An 18,321-nucleotide genomic window follows, 5' to 3' on the forward strand; every position below is an offset into this window, starting at 1 on the left:
ATGGCATCTGTTCAGACCCTATTTCAATCGATACCTGTTGTACAAATAACAGGTCAAGATCAATCGGTTGAGATGTTGTGTTTTGATTCAAGAAAAGCAAAGGAAGGTGCTTTGTTTTTTGCCATGCGTGGAACCCAAGTGGATGGACATCAATTTTTGCCACAAGTATATGCTCAAGGATGTAGAGCTTGGGTAGTAGAGCAATTACCCAAAGATATTCCTTTCGACGTGATTTGTGTCCAAGTGAAGGATAGTAATGAAGCGCTGGCTTTAGCTGCAGCAGAATTTTATGGACATCCTTCCAAAGAGTTGAAATTAGTAGGAATTACAGGAACTAACGGAAAAACGACCTCTGTCACCTTGTTATTTGAGCTATTTAGAAAATTAGGTCACCGCTGTGGTTTGATTTCTACAGTTCAAAATAAGATTGAAGATCGGGTTATTCCTGCTACACATACCACACCAGACGCGTTAAGCTTACAAGCATTATTGAGAGAGATGAAGAAGGAGGGTTGTAGCCATGTGTTCATGGAGGTAAGCTCTCATGCAGTTGTTCAAAAGCGTATTTTTGGGGTTCAATTTTGTGGAGCCATATTCTCCAATATTACTCGAGATCATTTAGATTTTCATGAGACATTTGATGCTTACATTGCCGCTAAAAAAGGTTTTTTCGATGCCCTTCAGGCTTCTGCCTTTGCGCTGACCAATGTAGATGATAAGCGAGGCATGGTGATGTTGCAAAATACCAAAGCCAAGAAATATACTTATGGATTATTGAATGCAGCTGATTTTAAAGCCAAGATTATCAGCAATGGTTTGTCGGGCTTACAATTGGAAATGAATGGGCAGCATTTGCATGCTCAATTGATTGGCACATTCAATGCGTATAATTTATTAGCCATTTATTCGACTGCTATTATTTTAGGGGAGGATGCTCTGGAAGTTTTGATTCAATTGTCGAGCTTAAAAACAGCCCCGGGTAGATTTGAACAAATGGCAGGGAGTCAACATAAAATGGCCATTGTGGATTATGCTCATACGCCAGATGCATTAGAAAATGTGCTGAAAACCATTCAAGCTATTCGATCTAAAAATCAAAAAATCATTACGGTAGTAGGTTGTGGAGGTAATCGCGATTCGGGTAAAAGACCTATTATGGCAGCATTAGCAGCTAAATATTCAGATGCATTTGTCCTAACTTCAGATAATCCCAGAAAAGAAGATCCTGAATTTATTTTGGATCAAATGGAGGCTGGATTGAGTGGAGAAGATAAAGTGAAAATGACGAGGTTAGTTGATCGCAAAGAGGGGATATTTTATGCCATCCGTCAATTGGCGGGTGCTGGAGATATTATTTTAGTAGCTGGAAAAGGGCATGAAACCTATCAGGATATCCAAGGCGTGAAATATGATTTTGATGATAAACAGGTCATTCAGGAAGCTTTTGACGCTTTGAATTAATTTGTACATCGCTATAAAATTTTGCATTTTTGTTTTTAATATCTAATCCAAATTTCAGGAATATGTTGTATTACCTTTTTGATTACCTAGACAAGCAATGGAACATTCCGGGAGCAGGGGTATTTCAATATATTTCATTTCGCGTTTTTATGGCTATCATCACTTCCTTAGGAATTGCGGCCATCTGGGGTAAAGCGGTTATTTATCGCCTGCAACGACTTCAAATTGGAGAAGAAATACGTGATTTAGGTTTGGAAGGTCAAATGCAAAAGAAAGGAACACCTACCATGGGTGGATTTATTATCCTTTTATCATTGATTATACCTACCTTGCTTTTTGCTAAGATCACTAACGTATATATCGTATTGTTACTAACCTCCGCTATTTGGTTGGGTGCTGTGGGTTTCGCAGATGATTATATCAAAGTATTTAAAAAGAATAAAGACGGTCTATCTGGTCGTTTTAAAATAGTGGGTCAGATTGGCCTTGGGGTCATCGTTGGTTTGACCATGTATTTCAATGAGCATATCAAAGTTAGGTTGTTTTCTAAAGTAAGTGTTTTAGCGGATGGTACAGCTTTACAGACATACACGGATCATAAATCTTTGATGACAACGGTGCCTTTTTTGAAGAATAACCAGTTCGACTACAACATGCTTTTGCCTGATTTTATACCGGACCATTATGTATGGGTGGTGTATGTTTTGGTAGTTATATTTATCATCACAGCCGTTTCCAATGGAGCCAATATTACGGATGGTTTGGATGGATTAGCGGCGGGTACTTCGGTAATAATCGGTTTGACTTTGGCTATTTTGGCCTATGTATCAGGAAATAAAGTATTTTCTCAATATTTGAACGTCATGTTTATTCCTAATTCGGGAGAACTGGCTATTTTTTGTGCCGCTTTCGTGGGAGCTTGTATTGGATTTTTGTGGTACAATGCCTATCCTGCCCAAGTGTTTATGGGAGATACAGGTAGTTTAATGTTGGGTGGAGTAATTGCCACGCTGGCCATTGTTATTCGTAAAGAGATGTTGATTCCCGTTTTATGCGGAATCTTTTTGGTAGAAAACCTATCAGTCATCATTCAAGTGGCTTATTTTAAGTATACCAAACGAAAGTATGGAGAAGGCAGGAGGGTCTTTTTGATGTCACCTTTGCACCACCATTTTCAAAAGAAAAATTACCATGAGGCTAAAATTGTTATCCGCTTTCTAATTGTGGGCATTATTTTAGCAGTTATTTCACTTGTCACCTTAAAATTGCGCTAAGCGCTACCAAGTTTTGAGTCAAATTCGCCTATTCCCAAGAAACAAATCTTTTCAAGAAATTATACCATTACCGGCTTCTAAGTCGGAAAGCAATCGTGCTTTGATTATCAATGCTCTAGCAGGAGGAGCATTATCCAACGTCTCTAATTTGGCAGAAGCAAGAGATACCCAAACCATGATTCGCTTGTTGTCAGAAGATGGAGAGGTAGCAGATGTATTAGATGCAGGCACAACGATGCGTTTTTTGACGGCCTATTATGCCATTAAGGGACAAAAGAAAAAAATGACGGGTACGCCACGAATGTGTGAACGACCTATTGGTATTTTGGTTGATGCGCTTAGAACTTTAGGAGCAGATATCACTTATCTGAATAAAGAGGGTTATCCACCCATGCAATTGAATGGTTTTACCTTTGCAGGGAATAGAAATTTGTCCATTCGTGGAGATGTAAGTTCTCAATTTATATCGGCTATTTTGATGTTGGCACCCTTGTTGCCTGAAGGTTTGGAATTAACTATAACGGGTTCTTTAGGTTCAAAACCATACGTAGAAATGACCTTGGCTCAAATGAAACATTTTGGTATTCAGGCCGAGGCAGATTGGAATAGGGCAGTGATTAATATCCCAGCACAACGTTATCAAGTGAATCCCTTTGCAGTGGAGTCGGATTGGTCTGGAGCCAGTTATTGGTATTCCATGGTAGCTTTATCTCCTTATGAGGATGCTTCCTTAGAGTTATTGGGTTTAAAAGAGAATTCATTACAAGGAGATTCCGCTATTCAGTATATCATGGCTGAAATGGGGGTTAAAAGTACGTATACAGGTCGAGGGTTTTTACTGACCAAATGTGAAGCAAAATCAAGCTTAGCTTGGGATTTTACGGATTGCCCAGATTTGGCTCAAACCATTTGTGTGGTAGCCACAGCTAAAAATATCCATTTGACACTTACAGGAATTGAGTCATTGAAGGTAAAAGAGACGGATCGTGTTTTTGCTTTGCAACAAGAACTTAAGAAGATTGGTGGAAATTTAGTTGAGGTAGAATCATGTTTGAAATACGAATTATCTGGTTCCTTGACATTAAATGAGCAAGCGGTTCCTGAATTTGAAACCTACGATGATCACCGTATGGCCATGGCTTTTGCTCCGCTAGGTTTATTAGCAGAAATTGTTATTCATGAGCCAGGTGTAGTGGCAAAATCATATCCAAGTTTTTGGTCTCATATCGATAAAATATTGGATTCTAAGGAATAAGTAAATTGGATTTATTACAGTAGTATGTAGATATGTCTTGATTTTCACTTAGATTTGACAACCTTTGGAAGGTTGTCAAATCTACGCTCGACAAGGGTGCAATTGTTAAATCAACATCCTATGAAAAAAATCCTACTTATTCTATTGTGGGCGGTTCAGCCTATTTTAGCTCAAAAAACCATCATTCATTGCGGTAATTTAATTGATGTGAAAACATTGAAGGTCTTACCCAATATGTCCATTACAGTTCAAGGGAAAAAGATTGTCGGTGTTTCATCGGGTTATATCAATCCTGAAAAGGGAGATATACTAATTAATCTGAAAAATAGAACCGTGATGCCAGGCTTAATCGACATGCACGTTCATTTGCGGAGTGAGACTAATCCCAATGCGTATTTAGATCGTTTTGTGAAAAATCCAGGAGATCAAGCCTATCAGGCACTAGTTTTTGGAAAGAAAAACCTAATGGCTGGATTTACCACTGTTCGTGATTTGGGAGGACTGATCAGCATAAGTTTAAGGAATGCCATCAATAGTGGTTTGGTGGAAGGACCAAGGATTTTTGCTGCCGGAGTTGCTATTTCCACTACCGGTGGGCATATGGACGGTACTAATGGGGTAAACCAATATTATACCAAAGATTTAGGGCCGGAAGAAGGCATTATCAATGGTGTAGATGATGCTCGCAAAGCAGTTAGACAACGTTATAAAGAAGGTTCTGATGTCATTAAAATTGCTTCAACGGGTGGGGTTTTGAGCTATGCCAAGGATGGTATGGGTGCTCAGTTTACGGTCGAGGAGGTTCAGGCTATCGTGCAAACGGCTAAGGATTATGGATTTAAAGTTGCAGCTCACGCCCATGGTGCAGAAGGAATTAAACGTGCTGTTTTAGGAGGAGTTAGCTCCATTGAACATGGAACCTATATGACGGAGGAGATTATGGAATTGATGAAAAAGCATGGCACTTATTATGTGCCAACAGTTATTGCAGGTAGATCAACAGCTGACTCAGCCAAAATTCCCAATTATTATCCAGAAGTGGTTCGTTTAAAAGCTTTGGCCATTGGTCCAATGATTCAATCTACTTTTGGTAAAGCGTATAAAGCAGGCGTTAAAATAGCCTTTGGAACAGATGCAGGAGTATTTGGCCATGGCAAAAATGCCCGAGAATTTGAGCTGATGCATGAAGCAGGCATGCCTGCACTAGAAACGATACAGTCTGCCACCGTTAATGCAGCTGATTTATTAGGTCAAAGTGATATGCTAGGTTCAATCGAGCCAGGCAAATGGGCTGATATCATTGCCGTAGAAGGAAATCCAGCGGAAACCATCCAGTCGATGAGTCGAGTGAAATTTGTGATGAAAGAAGGTAAAGTTTACAAAAACGAATAAGATTTTCCAGCATGGGCTGGCTATTCGTGTTAGCCCATGCTTAACGTAAAGCGGGAACTTGTTTTTTTAGTAATTCAAATCCCCCAAAGAAAATACCTGAAAATAGGAATTGACTTACCAAGCTATTTTTCAAGAAAGGTAAGCCCATGGCGTAACATTGCATTAATCCATTCCAGTCTTTCGTGTACACTAATTCGTCACCTACAATTGCCGTACCTAGGCTAGGAAGGTTTAACCAAACTGCAAAATTGGAAAGTAAAAAGAAACCAATAACGGCTGCTAAATTAGATGCAAGGAAGTTTAATGCCGTAATCTTGTTTTTCAACATGTAGGTACCTAATAAAGAAATCCCCACAAATAGTGACATGTGTATTGGAGCGAAACCAAATGAAAATCCTTCGTAGTATTGTGGGTAAACTAGGTTGTTTAAGACTAAATTAGCCAACCAGATACTTAAAATAGTCCAAGAAATGGATTGGGATTTACTGCTAAAGTAGGCTCCAGCAAATAAGGCCATCGAAGTAATTGGAGAAAAATTAGCCCAAGCGGGTCCAGCCAATATTAAAAGTCGGCTAGCAACGGCTAGCAATAAAATGCAAATGAGAGTAAGCGTTCTTTTCGACATTATCTTAAAATTTGAAAGAATCTATTTTGGACTAGGAAAATAATTTCCAAAGGTAAAACAAAAGCCGTAATTTTATCCATTCGAATGGAATTTATGTATCAGGATTTGCCAAAAATTGGATTATTAGGGGGAGGACAGTTAGGACGCATGCTTTTACAAGCAGGCATTGATTTGGATTTTCAAATTTCTTGCCTAGATCCAGACCCAGAAGCACCCTGTCATCGCTTGGCATACGAATTTACACAAGGGTCTTTTCAAGACTTTGATACCGTATATCAATTTGGCCAAGCACATGATTTGATCAGTATTGAGATTGAACATGTCAATATTGATGCTTTAGAGAAATTAGCCTCTGAAGGGAAGCAGGTGTACCCGCAGCCTCATTTGCTCCGAATGATTCAGGATAAAAGAACTCAAAAGCAGTTTTTTCAGCAGTATGGATTTCCTACGGCCGACTTCCGATTGATTGAGTCGCGAGAAGAAATAAATCAACATCTAGATTTTTTACCAGCCTATCAAAAGTTGGGAAAAGGGGGATATGATGGCAAAGGCGTTCAGCTTATTGCTGATGCGTCTCAAATCGTTGAGGGATTTGATGCACCTGGCCTATTAGAAAAAGCAGTGGATTTCGATAAGGAATTGGCCGTCATTGTTGCGAGAAATATACATGGGGAAGTTAAGGCCTTTCCAGCTGTGGAAATGGTTTTTCATCCAGTTCAGAATTTAGTTGAGTTTTTAATTTCGCCAGCCGCTATTTCAGATGAAATCGAAGCACAAGCAGTCGACATTGCAACTCGATTGATTCAAGAAATGAAAATGGTGGGTCTTTTGGCCGTAGAAATGTTTTTGACCAAAGACGGGCAGGTACTAATCAATGAAATTGCTCCTCGTCCACATAATTCAGGTCATCAAACGATTCGAGCAAATACCACTTCTCAATATGAGCAGCATTTAAGAGCCATCGCAGGCTTGCCTTTGGGAGATACCTCCACGACTGTTTTCGCGGGAATGTTAAATCTTTTAGGCGAGGCTGGGTATACTGGAAAAGTAAAATATGAAGGATTGGAGGAAGCATTAGCCATTCCAGGTGTTTTTCCATTTTTATACGGAAAAAAAATAACGAAACCCTTTCGCAAAATGGGGCACGTGAGTATTATTGGTGAGAGTAGAGAGGAAGTAGAGGAGAAAGCAAATCAAATTAAAAAAATCATTCGTGTTATTAGTTAAGCAGCAATAGATATGGTAGGAATCATCATGGGAAGTAGTTCAGATCTTTCGGTCATGCAAGATGCGATCGAAATCTGTAAGGAATTTGGAGTAGCTTATGAGGTAGATATTGTATCTGCTCATCGTACTCCTGTTAAAATGCTCCAGTATGCACAAACAGCAAAAGAGCGGGGTGTCCAAGTAATCATTGCAGGTGCAGGTGGTGCAGCTCATTTGCCAGGTATGGTAGCTTCAGCTACGATTTTACCAGTCATTGGAGTTCCAGTGAAATCATCTAATTCCATTGATGGTTGGGATTCTGTTTTGTCTATTTTACAAATGCCCAATGGTGTTCCAGTGGCAACAGTTGCATTGAATGCTTCCAAAAATGCTGGAATCTTAGCGATACAAATGTTAGCTATTTCGGATCAAGCATTATCTCAAAAATTATTGGCTTATAAGCAAGATTTAATTGAAAAAGTGGCTGAGATGAGCAAAAAAACAAAATCAAATTTGTCATAATTCATGAAAAATCCTTTTTCATTCATTAAAGATAGTTCTACAGCCAAACTGCCTATTATCACCTTGCTGATATTATTGGCTACCTTATTGGGGCTGATGATGGTGGGTTATGAACATTTTTTGAGCCCGAAATCTGAAGAATTAGTCAAGGCAGAAAAGCTGAAAATGGAGGAGGATGAAACATTGTTGGATGATCCAACACCTATCATCATTGATTCTACAGAAGATTTGGAACCTGCTACTACTTCTTCAAATCAGGATGATTCTGCTGCTGCAGCACAACAAGCATTGGAAGAGCAGAAAAAAGAAGCTGAAGCAGAAAAAGTGCCTGAGTCAGAATCCCTAAAAAATGTTGGAGGTAAAAGTCATGCCTATACGGTGGAAAAAGGAGAGACATTCTTTGGTATAGCCAATCGTTTTGGATTAAAGCCTGATCAATTAAAAGCACTCAATCCAGGAGTTGATCCCAATGGAATTAAAGTGGGAGTAACGAAATTGAATGTTAAAATCCAAACTATTCATACGGTAGGCCCAGGAGATGTGCTTCGGGTAGTAGCTGCCAAATATGGTGTTTCCAAAAAATCTTTGATGGAGGTAAATCATAAAGATCAAGATATTACCTTACGCGGCGAGCAGCTGATTATCCCTTTACATTAATTTCTATTTCATGCGGAAAGCGCTAATACTCGTATTTCTGAGCATTATTTGCCACGCGGCTTATTCGCAATCTGTTATAAGAACCTGTCAAACTAGTCGATTGGATAGTCTTCAATGGAAGGATTTGGTATGGATGTTTGCTCAACAAGACAGTCTTTCTACGCTTGAACCGTTTCCCAATTTGACGCTTATTTTGGAAGACGCGCAAGGTTTGCGTACAGAAAAGATCTTTCAATCGGATAGCACTTTTCGGAAGAATGATTCGGTAGACGAATATCTAGCTCAACGAATACTGATAGATAAACCAGATCTCACGGCTTTTTGGGCTTTGGAATTAGCAGATGATATTAACCAATTTAATTCCTTGAAGGATAGTTTACAAGCTAAATTCAAGTTCAAATATTATTCCATGCGCTATTCGTCGGAATCGCGCTCTTTGAAACAACAATTATCCTTACAAAAACGAGGAAAATCTAAGATAGCCTTATCGATGCATAATTTTAGTTTAGCTGCAGATGTAGCTATTTATCGCAAAAGACGCTATTTGAAACGTGGATTGATGTATGATAAAATGGGCACTATAGCAAAAGACTTAGGCTTGTTTTGGGGAGGAGATTTTGTTGGATTCCCTGACTTAGGGCATATTCAGGCTTTCAAAAATTCGGCAGAGCTACTCCGTCAACATCCCAATTTGGCATTTGAATTTGAGCATTTTAAAAGTAATTATGAACAAATTTATGTTCAAAAAACCAGTATTGGGAGGGAAGACTTAGTTCAGGATACCAAAGACCTGTTGGAAGCTATGAATGAATTTCGCTTGCAGCAACCATGTCTTTGTGAGAGAGCTCAAACCATACCAGAAAATGCACAAGCTTGGTTGAAAATCTATCAGGAAAATCCTAAACCTAGGATTCACATTAATTTAAAGGAGCAATGGGCTTATGTGCAGCGAGGGAGCAATGGATATTTTTTCCCGCTTGGTTTTTGGCAGCGACAATCTACCATGTGAAAGAGTAACCTCTTAGAAATTCAGCTATTTTCATGCGTTTTTTCCCTTCCATCTGCCATTCCAAAATCTGAATGTAGCCATCAGCACATCCTACCCTTAGGTAAGTTTTTTGATCCGAATCCCACACTCCAATACCTAAATCGGGTATGATTTCCGGATGAAATTCAACTTGAATGAGCTTACAGTTTTTTCCTTGAAACTGCGTGTGTGATCCAGGGAATGGATGCATACCACGAACTAAATTGACAATCTCTTGTCCCGACTTTGACCAATGTACTTCTCCTGTTGCCCGATGTAATTTTGGGGCAGGTTTCATGTCACCATTTAGTTGCTGAGGAGTAGGATGGATATTCTTCTCTTGAATGGCTTGTGCTGTTTTAACGACCAATTTGGCGCCTTTTTTCATCAAACGCTCATAGAGTTGACCGGTGGTATCCGTCGGAGAGATAGATTCTTTTTCTTGAAATAATAAATCTCCTGTATCGATTTCGTGCTGCAAGAAAAAGGTGGTTACACCTGTTTCGGTTTCCCCATTAATCACGGCCCAGTGGATAGGGGCTGCACCTCGGTAATTGGGCAAAAGTGAAGCATGTAGGTTGAAAGTGCCTAAAGGGGGCATGTTCCAAACTGCTTCTGGTAGCATACGAAATGCGACAATCACTTGTAAGTCAGCTTGGTATGATTTTAATTCATCTAAAAAGGCAGGGTCTTTTAACTTGAGTGGTTGTAAAACGGGTAAGTTTTTACTTTCGGCAAAAACTTTCACAGGTGAAGCTTGAATTTGTTGGCCTCTACCTGCAGGTTTATCAGGGGCTGTAACTACGGCTACAACCGAAAAATTAGCTTCAATTAAAGCTTCAAGGCTAGCAACAGCAAAATCAGGAGTACCAAAAAAGACAATGCGCATATAGAAATGATCAATAATTCGGATATTCGAAATGATTTGGGAATCTCTCAGCTTTTTAATTACCTTTGCAGGGCAAAATAAACCGAATTACGTGTTATTTATAAAATATTTATTTTAGGAACGAATCCGAAGCAAAACTACGAATAAATTAAGTAGAACGGTCGGAGGCCGTTCTATTTTGTTTTTATCACCCTTTATAATTAATAAAGCATATGGCAAAGTTACAATATTACACCGCAGAGGCCCTAGATAAGTTAAAGGCGGAATTGCATCACCTAAAGATTCAAGGTAGATCAGATATGGCTAAGCAAATTGCAGAAGCGCGTGATAAAGGTGATTTAAGTGAAAATGCTGAATACGATGCAGCTAAAGATGCTCAAGGACTTTTAGAATTGAAAATTTCTAAAATGGAAGAAATTGTGGCCAACGCTCGTGTTTTAGATGAATCAACCATCGATTTGTCCAAAGTGTCTATTTATTCTATTGTACAAATTAAGAATACAAAATCAGGTGCTGTCGTTACTTACACCATTGTGTCTGAAGAAGAGGCTGATTTGCGTTCAGGTAAAATATCAGCTTCATCTCCATTTGGAAAGGGATTGTTAGGTAAGAAGGTGGGAGATTTGGCAGAAATCCAAGCTCCAGCAGGTAAATTGGAATTCGAAATTATATCTCTTACTCGTTAATATTATCACATTCAAATCTTGAAATCCCAATCAAGCGATTGGGATTTTTTGTATTTTAGAGGATATGAATATTCATTTTGCCCATCCCATGTATTTATGGGCTTTATTGGGATTAGCCATACCCCTTTGGATGCATTTTTATCACAAAAAAGCAGCCAAAGTGCTATATTATTCTGATTTAAGTTGGCTTGAAAAGATTCATCAAGAAGGCAAAGGTTTAAAACAGGTGCAGAAAATCTGGCTTTTAATAGCTAGACTACTCAGTCTGATATTTTTGATTTTAGGATTTGCCAATCCTCTTGGACCTATGTCTATCGGTCAAGGTTCTCATACTCAATTGGTGCTTTATGTTGATAATAGTCCAGCTCAAGTAATAGGAGCAAGAAAAGCATATTTAGAGAAATCCCAAAGCCTTCCTTCTAGCCCCAATGGGCAAGCTCAATTGTTTTTCAATGATTTTGAAAGTCAAGATTTTGAGCCTAAAGCATGGCCTCAAATCAGGGAACAATGGAATCAACGTGGGCCAGGAATGGATCTTGTGAAGAATGCACAAGTATTGGCTCATGCCCAACAAATCGCTGAAGAAAATAATCAAGATCCCTTGTTGTATTGGTTTTCCGATTTTTCAAAGAATAAAGCCTTACCTCAGTTTCCTTCAAAAGGGAATTATGTCATACATCCATTGAAAGGGATTGATTCTGATAATATATATGTGGATAGCCTACGTTTATCCACTAAATTTATTCGTCCTAATACCAGTTATGAATTGATTGTACGGTTGAAAAATGGCGGAACCAAATCTGCTAAAAACAGGCAAATGTCTTTGTATTTGAATGATTTCAAGATGGCTACCCAATCTGTTACCTTAGAGTCTGAAGAAGTGACCGAATTGCGTTTTCCATTTTCTTTGGCCAAATCGGGTCTTTATAAAGCAAAATTAATGTCGGATGATCCCGTGGCATTTGATAACAGCTTTTACTTCATGTTACAAAGTTCTGCGCCACGTAAAATTGACGTAGTTGGTAATCCCCAAAATCTGGAAATGGTATTTGAGCAAGAGGAGTTTTTTGAATTCAAAGCTATTTCCGCGGCGGAAATATTGCCTTCACATTTGCCTGATGATGCATTTGTGTGTTTGGTGGGTGTAGAGGGAAGATCAGCTTCCGATTGGAAAGCATTAAATGCTTGGGTTGCTCAAGGACATACTTTGGCCATTATTCCTGATCAAGGTCCCAATGAGGCCGTTTTGCAAGATATCAATCGTTTTTTATCTGGAACAGGAAAGCAAATTGAAACTACCTCTCAATCCGAATTACCAGTTCAACAGGTTTCTACTCGGCAATCTTTTTTTCAAGAAATATTAGCTAAAAAATTGTTGAATAATGCTGCTAAATTATGGACTTCCAAACCGCTTTGGGAGTGGAATCCAGGGAATGAAGTCTTGATTTCTTGGATGAATGGGAAGCCTTTTTTAGAAAAAATTAAGGTAGGTCAAGGAGCTGTATTTTTGTTTTCATCCCATGTACTTAGTCAGCAAGATGGATTTAATAAACACGGCTTATTTTTACCTGTTTGGCATGAAATGGTCTTATCCAGTGCTTTGAGTCCAGTTTTACATCAACGGATATCTTCCAAAGGAATAGAAATCAAGGCTAGCCCAGATTTTGTATATGAATCTGCGGAGAAAAGTTTATTGAGCTGGAATAAGCAAGGTCAAAACTTTATTCCAGAACAAAATTGGCTGGGGAAATCATGGCTATGTCGTATTCCACTAAGTATGATGCAGGATATAAGATCTGGGGCAAATGGTTTTATTGAGGCCCAAGTAGGTGGAAAAACAATGAGTATACTAGCTCTTAATTACCCGAAAGAGTTCAGTCAATTGGCTACCTATTCTGTTAAAGAATTAGAAGCGAATTATCAAGGTCAAAAACAGGTAAGTATTAGTCAACAAGTTCCCTTGGACTTAGGGGAAGACAATCCTCAGGCAAGCTGGGCTATGCATTGTTTTGGATTGGCCCTATTTTTCTTTTTGGTAGAAATGGCACTGGTTATTTGGAATAGTTGATTCTCAGGAACGAGCACCATAAATCGCTGATCCCACACGAACCATGGTTGAACCTAGCTTGGCGGCTATAAGGAAATCTCCCGACATACCCATGGACAATTCTTTCCATTCCACTAGGCCAGTCGAGTATCCTGTTTTATTAGTTTGAAGTTCGATAAATATATCATGTAAGGAGCTAAATTCGGCTACTATTTGTGCTTCATTTTCAGTAAAACTAGCCATTCCCATCAGACCGATGATTTTAATATGTTGCAATTCCGCAAACTCGGAACTGGATAATATGCTCAATAATTCATTTTGATCTAGGCCAAATTTACTTTCTTCTTGAGCAATGTACATTTGAAACAGGCATGGAATGATACGCCCCAGTTTTTTCCCTTGTGCATTAATTTCCTTTAAGAGTTTAAAGGAGTCAACTGAATGAATCAAATGAACAAAAGGAGCAATATATTTTACTTTATTCGTTTGTAAATGACCAATCTGATGCCACCTGATGTCAAGAGGAAGTTGACTTTGTTTTTCTACCATTTCTTGTACTCGGTTTTCTCCAAAGTCTAGAATACCAGCTTCATACGTAGATTTCAATTCCTCAATACTTCGGGTTTTGGTCACGGCGATGAGTTTCGCAGAACTGGATTTCAATTGTGACTGTATCGTTGAAATATGTTGAGCGATGGACATGGTTGAAATTTGTAAAAGATTGAATGAAGAAAAAAATAAAAGTAAAATTAATTTATTATTTTTGATTCTAGGAGTATGATATACGTCGGCTCTTACAAGAAAAATTTGAACATGGAGTCAGATACTATGAGTTCCAAAGAGAAAAGTCAGCAGCGGGTTATTGGAGTGCTTTCTTTGCTTCTTCTATTAATGAGCGGGCTTTGGGTGTGTGAACATTATCAAATTCAACTTTTTTCCTTAGGTAAAACGGAGGGGAAGTTTGCGGAGAGTGCCAGTGAGCAACTGGATTCTATCTCGAAGCAATTGCAATTGCGCATGATTCAAATCAAGAAATTAGGTGGACGAGTGAGTGAGTTGGAAATTGCTCGTGAACAAATTTTGGGGGATAAAAAGGAATTAGCTGAAAATCCTAAAATGAATGAGGCTGATTTTAAGCATAAATTGGCTTATTATCTGCGTTTATTGGGGTTGAAAGATCAGGAAATTAAGAAATTAAGAAAGGAAAATACCTTTTTGTTAGCAAGAAACGATTCCTTAAGTCGTGAGGCAAAATTATTGCAAGATGGTTTATCCAATGTTCAGAAAGCCTTGAAAGATTCCTCAGAAACATTCGGTTTAAAGCAAAGAGAGTTAAATGAGCGATCCAGGATTTTGGAAGTAAGAAATCAAGAGCTGGTAGAAAAGGTATCTGTTGCCGCAGCATTGCGAGCAGAGGGAGTGAATGTGTATGCTATTTCATCCCGAGGAAAAGAAGTTGGGATTCATAAATCGAAAAAAATAGATAAGATTCGAGTTATTTTCCACTTGCAGGAAAATCCATTGGCTTCTAAGGAAGTAAAAACGATTTATTTGCGCATTATTGAACCGACGGGGCAGACATTGTCGGATTATTCATTGGGTTCAGGAACTTTAAGTTTTAAGGGAAAGGAGCTTTCATATACTGCCAAGCAGCGTATATTTTATGAAAACAATCACCAGTCTGTAGAATTTATTTATGCTAGATCAGTCCCTTACCGAGAGGGGAAGCATGAAATTGAGTTATATGCAGAAGGTTTCCTGATTGGCCTTGGTTCTTTCGAAGTTAAATAAGCAATTATTTCTTACAAGTTTTTGATTGTGAAGTATTTTTGATACTTTTGCAGTCCAATTTTAATTTTTTACTAACAACAATTTTTTATGGAATTAAAAAACTATGAGACGGTGTTCATTTTAACTCCCGTTTTGTCTGAGCAACAGACAAAGGACGCCGTTGAAAAATTCAAGAAAGTGTTGGTAGATAACGGTGCACAAATTGTTCACGAAGATGCATGGGGCTTACGTAAGTTGGCATATCCAATCCAGAACAAGCACACAGGTTATTACCAGATTTTTGAATTTTTAGCGGCACCAGCATTAATTGCTAAGCTTGAACTTGAGTACAAGCGTGATGAGAAGGTTATTCGCTTCTTAACATTAGCCCTTGACAAGCACGCAGTTGCGTATAATGAGAAAAAGAGAAAAGGTTTAGTAGGTAGAAAACCAGAAAAAACAGAAGCATAAGATGACACTTGTAAACGAACCTGTAGATAAAAATAGTAATCGTAAGAAATATTGCCGATTTAAGAAGTCGGGTATTAAATACATTGATTTCAAAAATCCAGATTACTTATTAAAGTTAGTGAACGAGCAAGGAAAAATCTTGCCTCGTCGTATTACTGGTACTTCGTTGAAATTTCAACGTAAAGTTGCGCAAGCAGTAAAAAGATCTCGTCACTTGGCCTTAATGCCATATGTAGCTGACGGTTTAAAATAGACCAGATACATCCTAATAACATTTGATTTTATACAAAAATGGAAATAATATTAAAAACGGATATTGCTGGATTAGGCTACAAGAACGATGTCGTGGTTGTGAAACCAGGTTATGGTCGTAACTACCTAATTCCACAAGGTTTTGCTATGATGGCAACACCGTCCAACCGCAAAGTCTTGGCTGAAAACATCAAGCAAGCGGCACATAAAGTGGAAAAAATTCGTCAAGATGCTGCTGATTTAGCTGCTGCTATTGGTGACTTGAATTTAACGATTGTTGCTAAAACTGGTGATAGCGGTAAAATCTTTGGTCGCGTAACTAGTCTTCAAATCTCAGAAATGTTGAAAGAAAAAGGATTCGATGTAGATCGTAAGAAAATCTCATTCGATAGCGAAGTAAAAACCATTGGTGATTACGCTGCAACTTTGGATTTACACAAAGAAGTGAAGCACAAAGTAACTTTCTCTGTTGTTTCAGAATAAGAGATAATTAGAAATTGATAGGAAGTCGTATCGGAGCTAATCTGGTACGACTTTTTTGTTTTAGAGTGATTTGTAATTGCTGATTAGATTTCGTCAACTATTGCTTGGATGTCTTCAGCTAGCTTTTTGAGGTCTTTACTTTATCTATGATAGTCCAAACTATTTGAAAGTCTATCCCCATATAATCGTGAACAATTCGGTTTCTGAATCCACGAATTCGGAACCAATTAATACCTTCGTTCGAATCCTTGAACTCTTCAGGAAGTCTATTGGCTGCTTCTCCAATGATTTCGAAGTTTCTTATGACAGCGTCACGTGTTTTGGAGTCTTCAAGAAATGTGTCAAATGTATGTTCTGAAGTGTATAATTGAATTTTTTCTATAGAAGCTAAAATATCCAATAGAAGTAATTTGGGTTCTCTTTTAGACATAATTCAAATCCGACTCAATTAGTTTGTAGTAGTCAGGTTTTACACCATTTTTTGAAACCAAATCAACCTTAATTCTTAGAAGGAGTTCTAATTCTTCCGCTAAATCGATAAACTCAATTCCGATAGGTCTGTTAAAGTCGACCAAAATATCGATATCACTATCATTCGTCTGCTGACCACGACCATAACTTCCAAAAATGGCAATGTTGCTTAATCCATACTTACTAGAAAGTCTAGATTTATGGCTTTTGAGCGTTTCTTGTATGTCCAATAATGTAGTCATGGAACAAATATATGAAATGAAATCAATTGTTTATTAAAACGTCACGATGGTTTCCAGCTGGATGACTGGTATATATTTTAAATGAATATGACACATTATTGTTATAGGAGCATGTCGCAACCTGCTTTTGTAAGCCGATTGTTTTATTCATTTTTTCTTTGTTTCAGTTTTTCTGATAGCGAATAATTTATATCCTGGTATCCCTCGGGAATGATTAATTCAATTTCAGCTTTGCAATGGGGAAGTTTAACCACATAAAAAAACACCCAAAAAGTTAGACAACTTTTTGGGTGCAGTACAATATTTAATCTGCTTATAATTAACTAATAAGAAGAATTATTTTCCTAAAGCCGCTTTTAAATTTTCATCTAAAGCTGTCAAGAATTCTTCTGTATATAAGTAATGTTCGCCATGTTGAACTTTGTTTCCATGGATACATACCGCTAAATCTTTTGTCATTTTTCCAGACTCAACCGTTTCAACGCACACTTTTTCTAAAGTCTGGCAGAAATTAATCAAGGCCTGGTTGTTATCCAATTTACCACGGAATTCTAAACCACGAGTCCATGCAAAGATCGAAGCGATTGGGTTCGTAGAAGTAGGCTTTCCTGCTTGGTGATCGCGGTAGTGACGAGTCACCGTTCCGTGAGCAGCTTCAGCTTCCATCACTTTTCCATCTGGTGTAATCAACACAGAGGTCATTAATCCTAATGAACCAAAACCTTGTGCTACAGTATCCGACTGAACGTCACCATCGTAGTTTTTACAAGCCCAAACAAAATTACCATTCCATTTTAAGGCAGAAGCCACCATATCATCAATTAGGCGGTGCTCATATACAATACCTTTTGCATCGAATTGAGCTTTGTAATCTGCTTGGAAGATTTCTTCGAAGATATCTTTGAAACGACCATCGTATTTTTTCAAGATGGTATTTTTCGTAGATAAGTAAAGAGGCCATCCTTTGCTCAAAGCCATGTTAAAGCATGAGTGAGCAAAACCGCGGATAGACTCATCCGTGTTGTACATCGTTAAAGCTACACCATCACCTTTAAAGTTATATACTTCAAAAGTCTGAGCATCACCACCATCTTCAGGAGTGAAAGTAACTGTTAATTTACCTTTTCCTTTGGTTACAAAGTCAGTTGCACGGTATTGATCTCCAAAAGCGTGACGACCAATCATGATTGGAGCTGTCCAGTTAGGTACTAAACGAGGAACGTTAGCACAAACGATAGGCTCTCTAAATACTGTTCCATCCAAGATGTTGCGGATAGTACCGTTAGGAGACTTCCACATTTGTTTTAAATCAAATTCCGTTACACGAGCTTCATCAGGAGTGATGGTTGCACATTTGATACCTACACCATATTTCTTGATTGCCTCAGCAGCCTCAATCGTTACTTGGTCATTGGTTTCATCACGGTATTCTACACCTAGGTCATAGTACTTAATATCTACATCTAAATAAGGTAAGATCAATTTATCCTTGATGAATTTCCAAATGATTCGGGTCATTTCATCGCCGTCCAGTTCTACGACAGGGTTAGCTACTTTAATTTTTTCCATTGTTTTATACAAGTAAATGATG

General features: G+C 38.3%; 20 protein-coding genes. 14 read left to right on the forward strand and 6 right to left on the reverse strand.

All coding sequences use genetic code 11. The features are described 5' to 3' along the window. From EWU22_RS04200 to EWU22_RS04215, 4 genes are all read left to right on the forward strand, one after another. Nucleotides 1-1,461: a UDP-N-acetylmuramoyl-L-alanyl-D-glutamate--2,6-diaminopimelate ligase gene (locus tag EWU22_RS04200; RefSeq protein WP_130924546.1), complete on the forward strand. Its 1,461-nt coding sequence runs from the start codon at nt 1-3 to the stop codon at nt 1,459-1,461. 62 nt (nt 1,462-1,523) lie between these two features. Next, a complete protein-coding gene (gene mraY / locus EWU22_RS04205; protein WP_109322109.1) occupies nt 1,524-2,735 on the forward strand; it encodes a phospho-N-acetylmuramoyl-pentapeptide-transferase in 1,212 nt (403 codons plus the stop codon). A 13-nt stretch (nt 2,736-2,748) separates the two neighbouring features. Continuing rightward, nucleotides 2,749-3,990: a 3-phosphoshikimate 1-carboxyvinyltransferase gene (locus EWU22_RS04210; protein ID WP_130924547.1), complete on the forward strand. Its 1,242-nt coding sequence runs from the start codon at nt 2,749-2,751 to the stop codon at nt 3,988-3,990. 120 nt (nt 3,991-4,110) lie between these two features. Then, nucleotides 4,111-5,382 carry a metal-dependent hydrolase family protein gene (locus tag EWU22_RS04215; RefSeq protein WP_130924548.1) on the forward strand — a complete coding sequence of 424 codons (1,272 nt, stop codon included), beginning with the start codon at nt 4,111-4,113 and terminating at the stop codon, nt 5,380-5,382. Between the two features lie 40 nt (nt 5,383-5,422). Here the strand turns inward: EWU22_RS04215 and EWU22_RS04220 are convergent, their stop codons facing one another. Further along, nucleotides 5,423-6,007, reverse strand: a complete 585-nt coding sequence (locus EWU22_RS04220; RefSeq protein WP_130924549.1) for a DUF6580 family putative transport protein — start codon at nt 6,005-6,007, stop codon at nt 5,423-5,425. 84 nt (nt 6,008-6,091) lie between these two features. Here EWU22_RS04220 and EWU22_RS04225 point away from each other — a divergent pair, with 84 nt between their 5' ends. From EWU22_RS04225 to EWU22_RS04240, 4 genes are read left to right on the forward strand one after another with little or no spacing between them, the layout of a single operon-like run. Further along, nucleotides 6,092-7,234: a 5-(carboxyamino)imidazole ribonucleotide synthase gene (locus EWU22_RS04225; RefSeq protein ID WP_130924550.1), complete on the forward strand. Its 1,143-nt coding sequence runs from the start codon at nt 6,092-6,094 to the stop codon at nt 7,232-7,234. Nucleotides 7,235-7,246: 12 nt separating this feature from the next. Next, a complete protein-coding gene (purE, locus tag EWU22_RS04230; protein WP_130924551.1) occupies nt 7,247-7,735 on the forward strand; it encodes a 5-(carboxyamino)imidazole ribonucleotide mutase in 489 nt (162 codons plus the stop codon). 3 nt (nt 7,736-7,738) lie between these two features. Continuing rightward, complete coding sequence (locus tag EWU22_RS04235; RefSeq protein WP_109322115.1) at nt 7,739-8,392, forward strand: LysM peptidoglycan-binding domain-containing protein; 654 nt, start codon at nt 7,739-7,741, stop codon at nt 8,390-8,392. Nucleotides 8,393-8,402: 10 nt separating this feature from the next. Then, the gene (locus tag EWU22_RS04240; RefSeq protein WP_130924552.1) at nt 8,403-9,401 is read left to right on the forward strand and encodes a M15 family metallopeptidase; all 999 of its coding nucleotides are present in this window, start codon (nt 8,403-8,405) and stop codon (nt 9,399-9,401) included. On the opposite strand, the gene fmt is transcribed toward EWU22_RS04240, so the two are convergent. Beyond that, a complete protein-coding gene (fmt, locus tag EWU22_RS04245) occupies nt 9,391-10,308 on the reverse strand; it encodes a methionyl-tRNA formyltransferase (RefSeq protein ID WP_130924553.1) in 918 nt (305 codons plus the stop codon). The two genes, EWU22_RS04240 and fmt, sit on opposite strands and share 11 nt — an antisense overlap. 212 nt (nt 10,309-10,520) lie before the next feature. Between fmt and greA the strand changes: the two genes are divergently transcribed. Beyond that, a complete protein-coding gene (gene greA / locus EWU22_RS04250; protein WP_109322118.1) occupies nt 10,521-10,994 on the forward strand; it encodes a transcription elongation factor GreA in 474 nt (157 codons plus the stop codon). A 64-nt stretch (nt 10,995-11,058) separates the two neighbouring features. Continuing rightward, complete coding sequence (locus EWU22_RS04255; protein WP_130924554.1) at nt 11,059-13,062, forward strand: BatA domain-containing protein; 2,004 nt, start codon at nt 11,059-11,061, stop codon at nt 13,060-13,062. A gap of 3 nt (nt 13,063-13,065) precedes the next feature. On the opposite strand, the gene EWU22_RS04260 is transcribed toward EWU22_RS04255, so the two are convergent. After that, nucleotides 13,066-13,743, reverse strand: a complete 678-nt coding sequence (locus EWU22_RS04260) for a YggS family pyridoxal phosphate-dependent enzyme (RefSeq protein ID WP_130924555.1) — start codon at nt 13,741-13,743, stop codon at nt 13,066-13,068. A 111-nt stretch (nt 13,744-13,854) separates the two neighbouring features. Between EWU22_RS04260 and EWU22_RS04265 the strand changes: the two genes are divergently transcribed. From EWU22_RS04265 to rplI, 4 genes are all read left to right on the forward strand, one after another. After that, the gene (locus EWU22_RS04265; RefSeq protein WP_130924556.1) at nt 13,855-14,832 is read left to right on the forward strand and encodes a hypothetical protein; all 978 of its coding nucleotides are present in this window, start codon (nt 13,855-13,857) and stop codon (nt 14,830-14,832) included. 87 nt (nt 14,833-14,919) lie between these two features. Next, nucleotides 14,920-15,282 (forward strand): 30S ribosomal protein S6, encoded by a 363-nt coding sequence (rpsF, locus tag EWU22_RS04270; RefSeq protein ID WP_109322122.1) that lies wholly within the window; start codon nt 14,920-14,922, stop codon nt 15,280-15,282. 1 nt (nt 15,283) lies between these two features. Then, nucleotides 15,284-15,535, forward strand: coding sequence for a 30S ribosomal protein S18 (gene rpsR / locus EWU22_RS04275; protein ID WP_109322123.1), 252 nt, complete (start codon nt 15,284-15,286; stop codon nt 15,533-15,535). Nucleotides 15,536-15,573: 38 nt separating this feature from the next. Beyond that, on the forward strand, nt 15,574-16,017 hold the full coding sequence (gene rplI, locus EWU22_RS04280; protein WP_109322124.1) for a 50S ribosomal protein L9: 444 nt from the start codon (nt 15,574-15,576) through the stop codon (nt 16,015-16,017). A gap of 118 nt (nt 16,018-16,135) precedes the next feature. On the opposite strand, the gene EWU22_RS04285 is transcribed toward rplI, so the two are convergent. The 3 genes from EWU22_RS04285 to EWU22_RS04295 all read right to left on the reverse strand — a co-directional run bounded on the left by EWU22_RS04285 (nt 16,136) and on the right by EWU22_RS04295 (nt 18,299). Further along, nucleotides 16,136-16,447 carry a HepT-like ribonuclease domain-containing protein gene (locus EWU22_RS04285; RefSeq protein WP_130924557.1) on the reverse strand — a complete coding sequence of 104 codons (312 nt, stop codon included), beginning with the start codon at nt 16,445-16,447 and terminating at the stop codon, nt 16,136-16,138. Beyond that, nucleotides 16,440-16,730, reverse strand: a complete 291-nt coding sequence (locus tag EWU22_RS04290) for a nucleotidyltransferase family protein (protein ID WP_130924558.1) — start codon at nt 16,728-16,730, stop codon at nt 16,440-16,442. The genes EWU22_RS04285 and EWU22_RS04290 overlap by 8 nt, the downstream gene beginning before the upstream one ends. 336 nt (nt 16,731-17,066) lie before the next feature. Further along, on the reverse strand, nt 17,067-18,299 hold the full coding sequence (locus EWU22_RS04295; protein ID WP_130924559.1) for an isocitrate dehydrogenase (NADP(+)): 1,233 nt from the start codon (nt 18,297-18,299) through the stop codon (nt 17,067-17,069). Nucleotides 18,300-18,321: the final 22 nt, after the last annotated feature.

This window comes from Aquirufa nivalisilvae, assembly GCF_004307455.1.
Taxonomy (GTDB): Bacteria; Bacteroidota; Bacteroidia; order Cytophagales; family Spirosomataceae; genus Aquirufa; species Aquirufa nivalisilvae.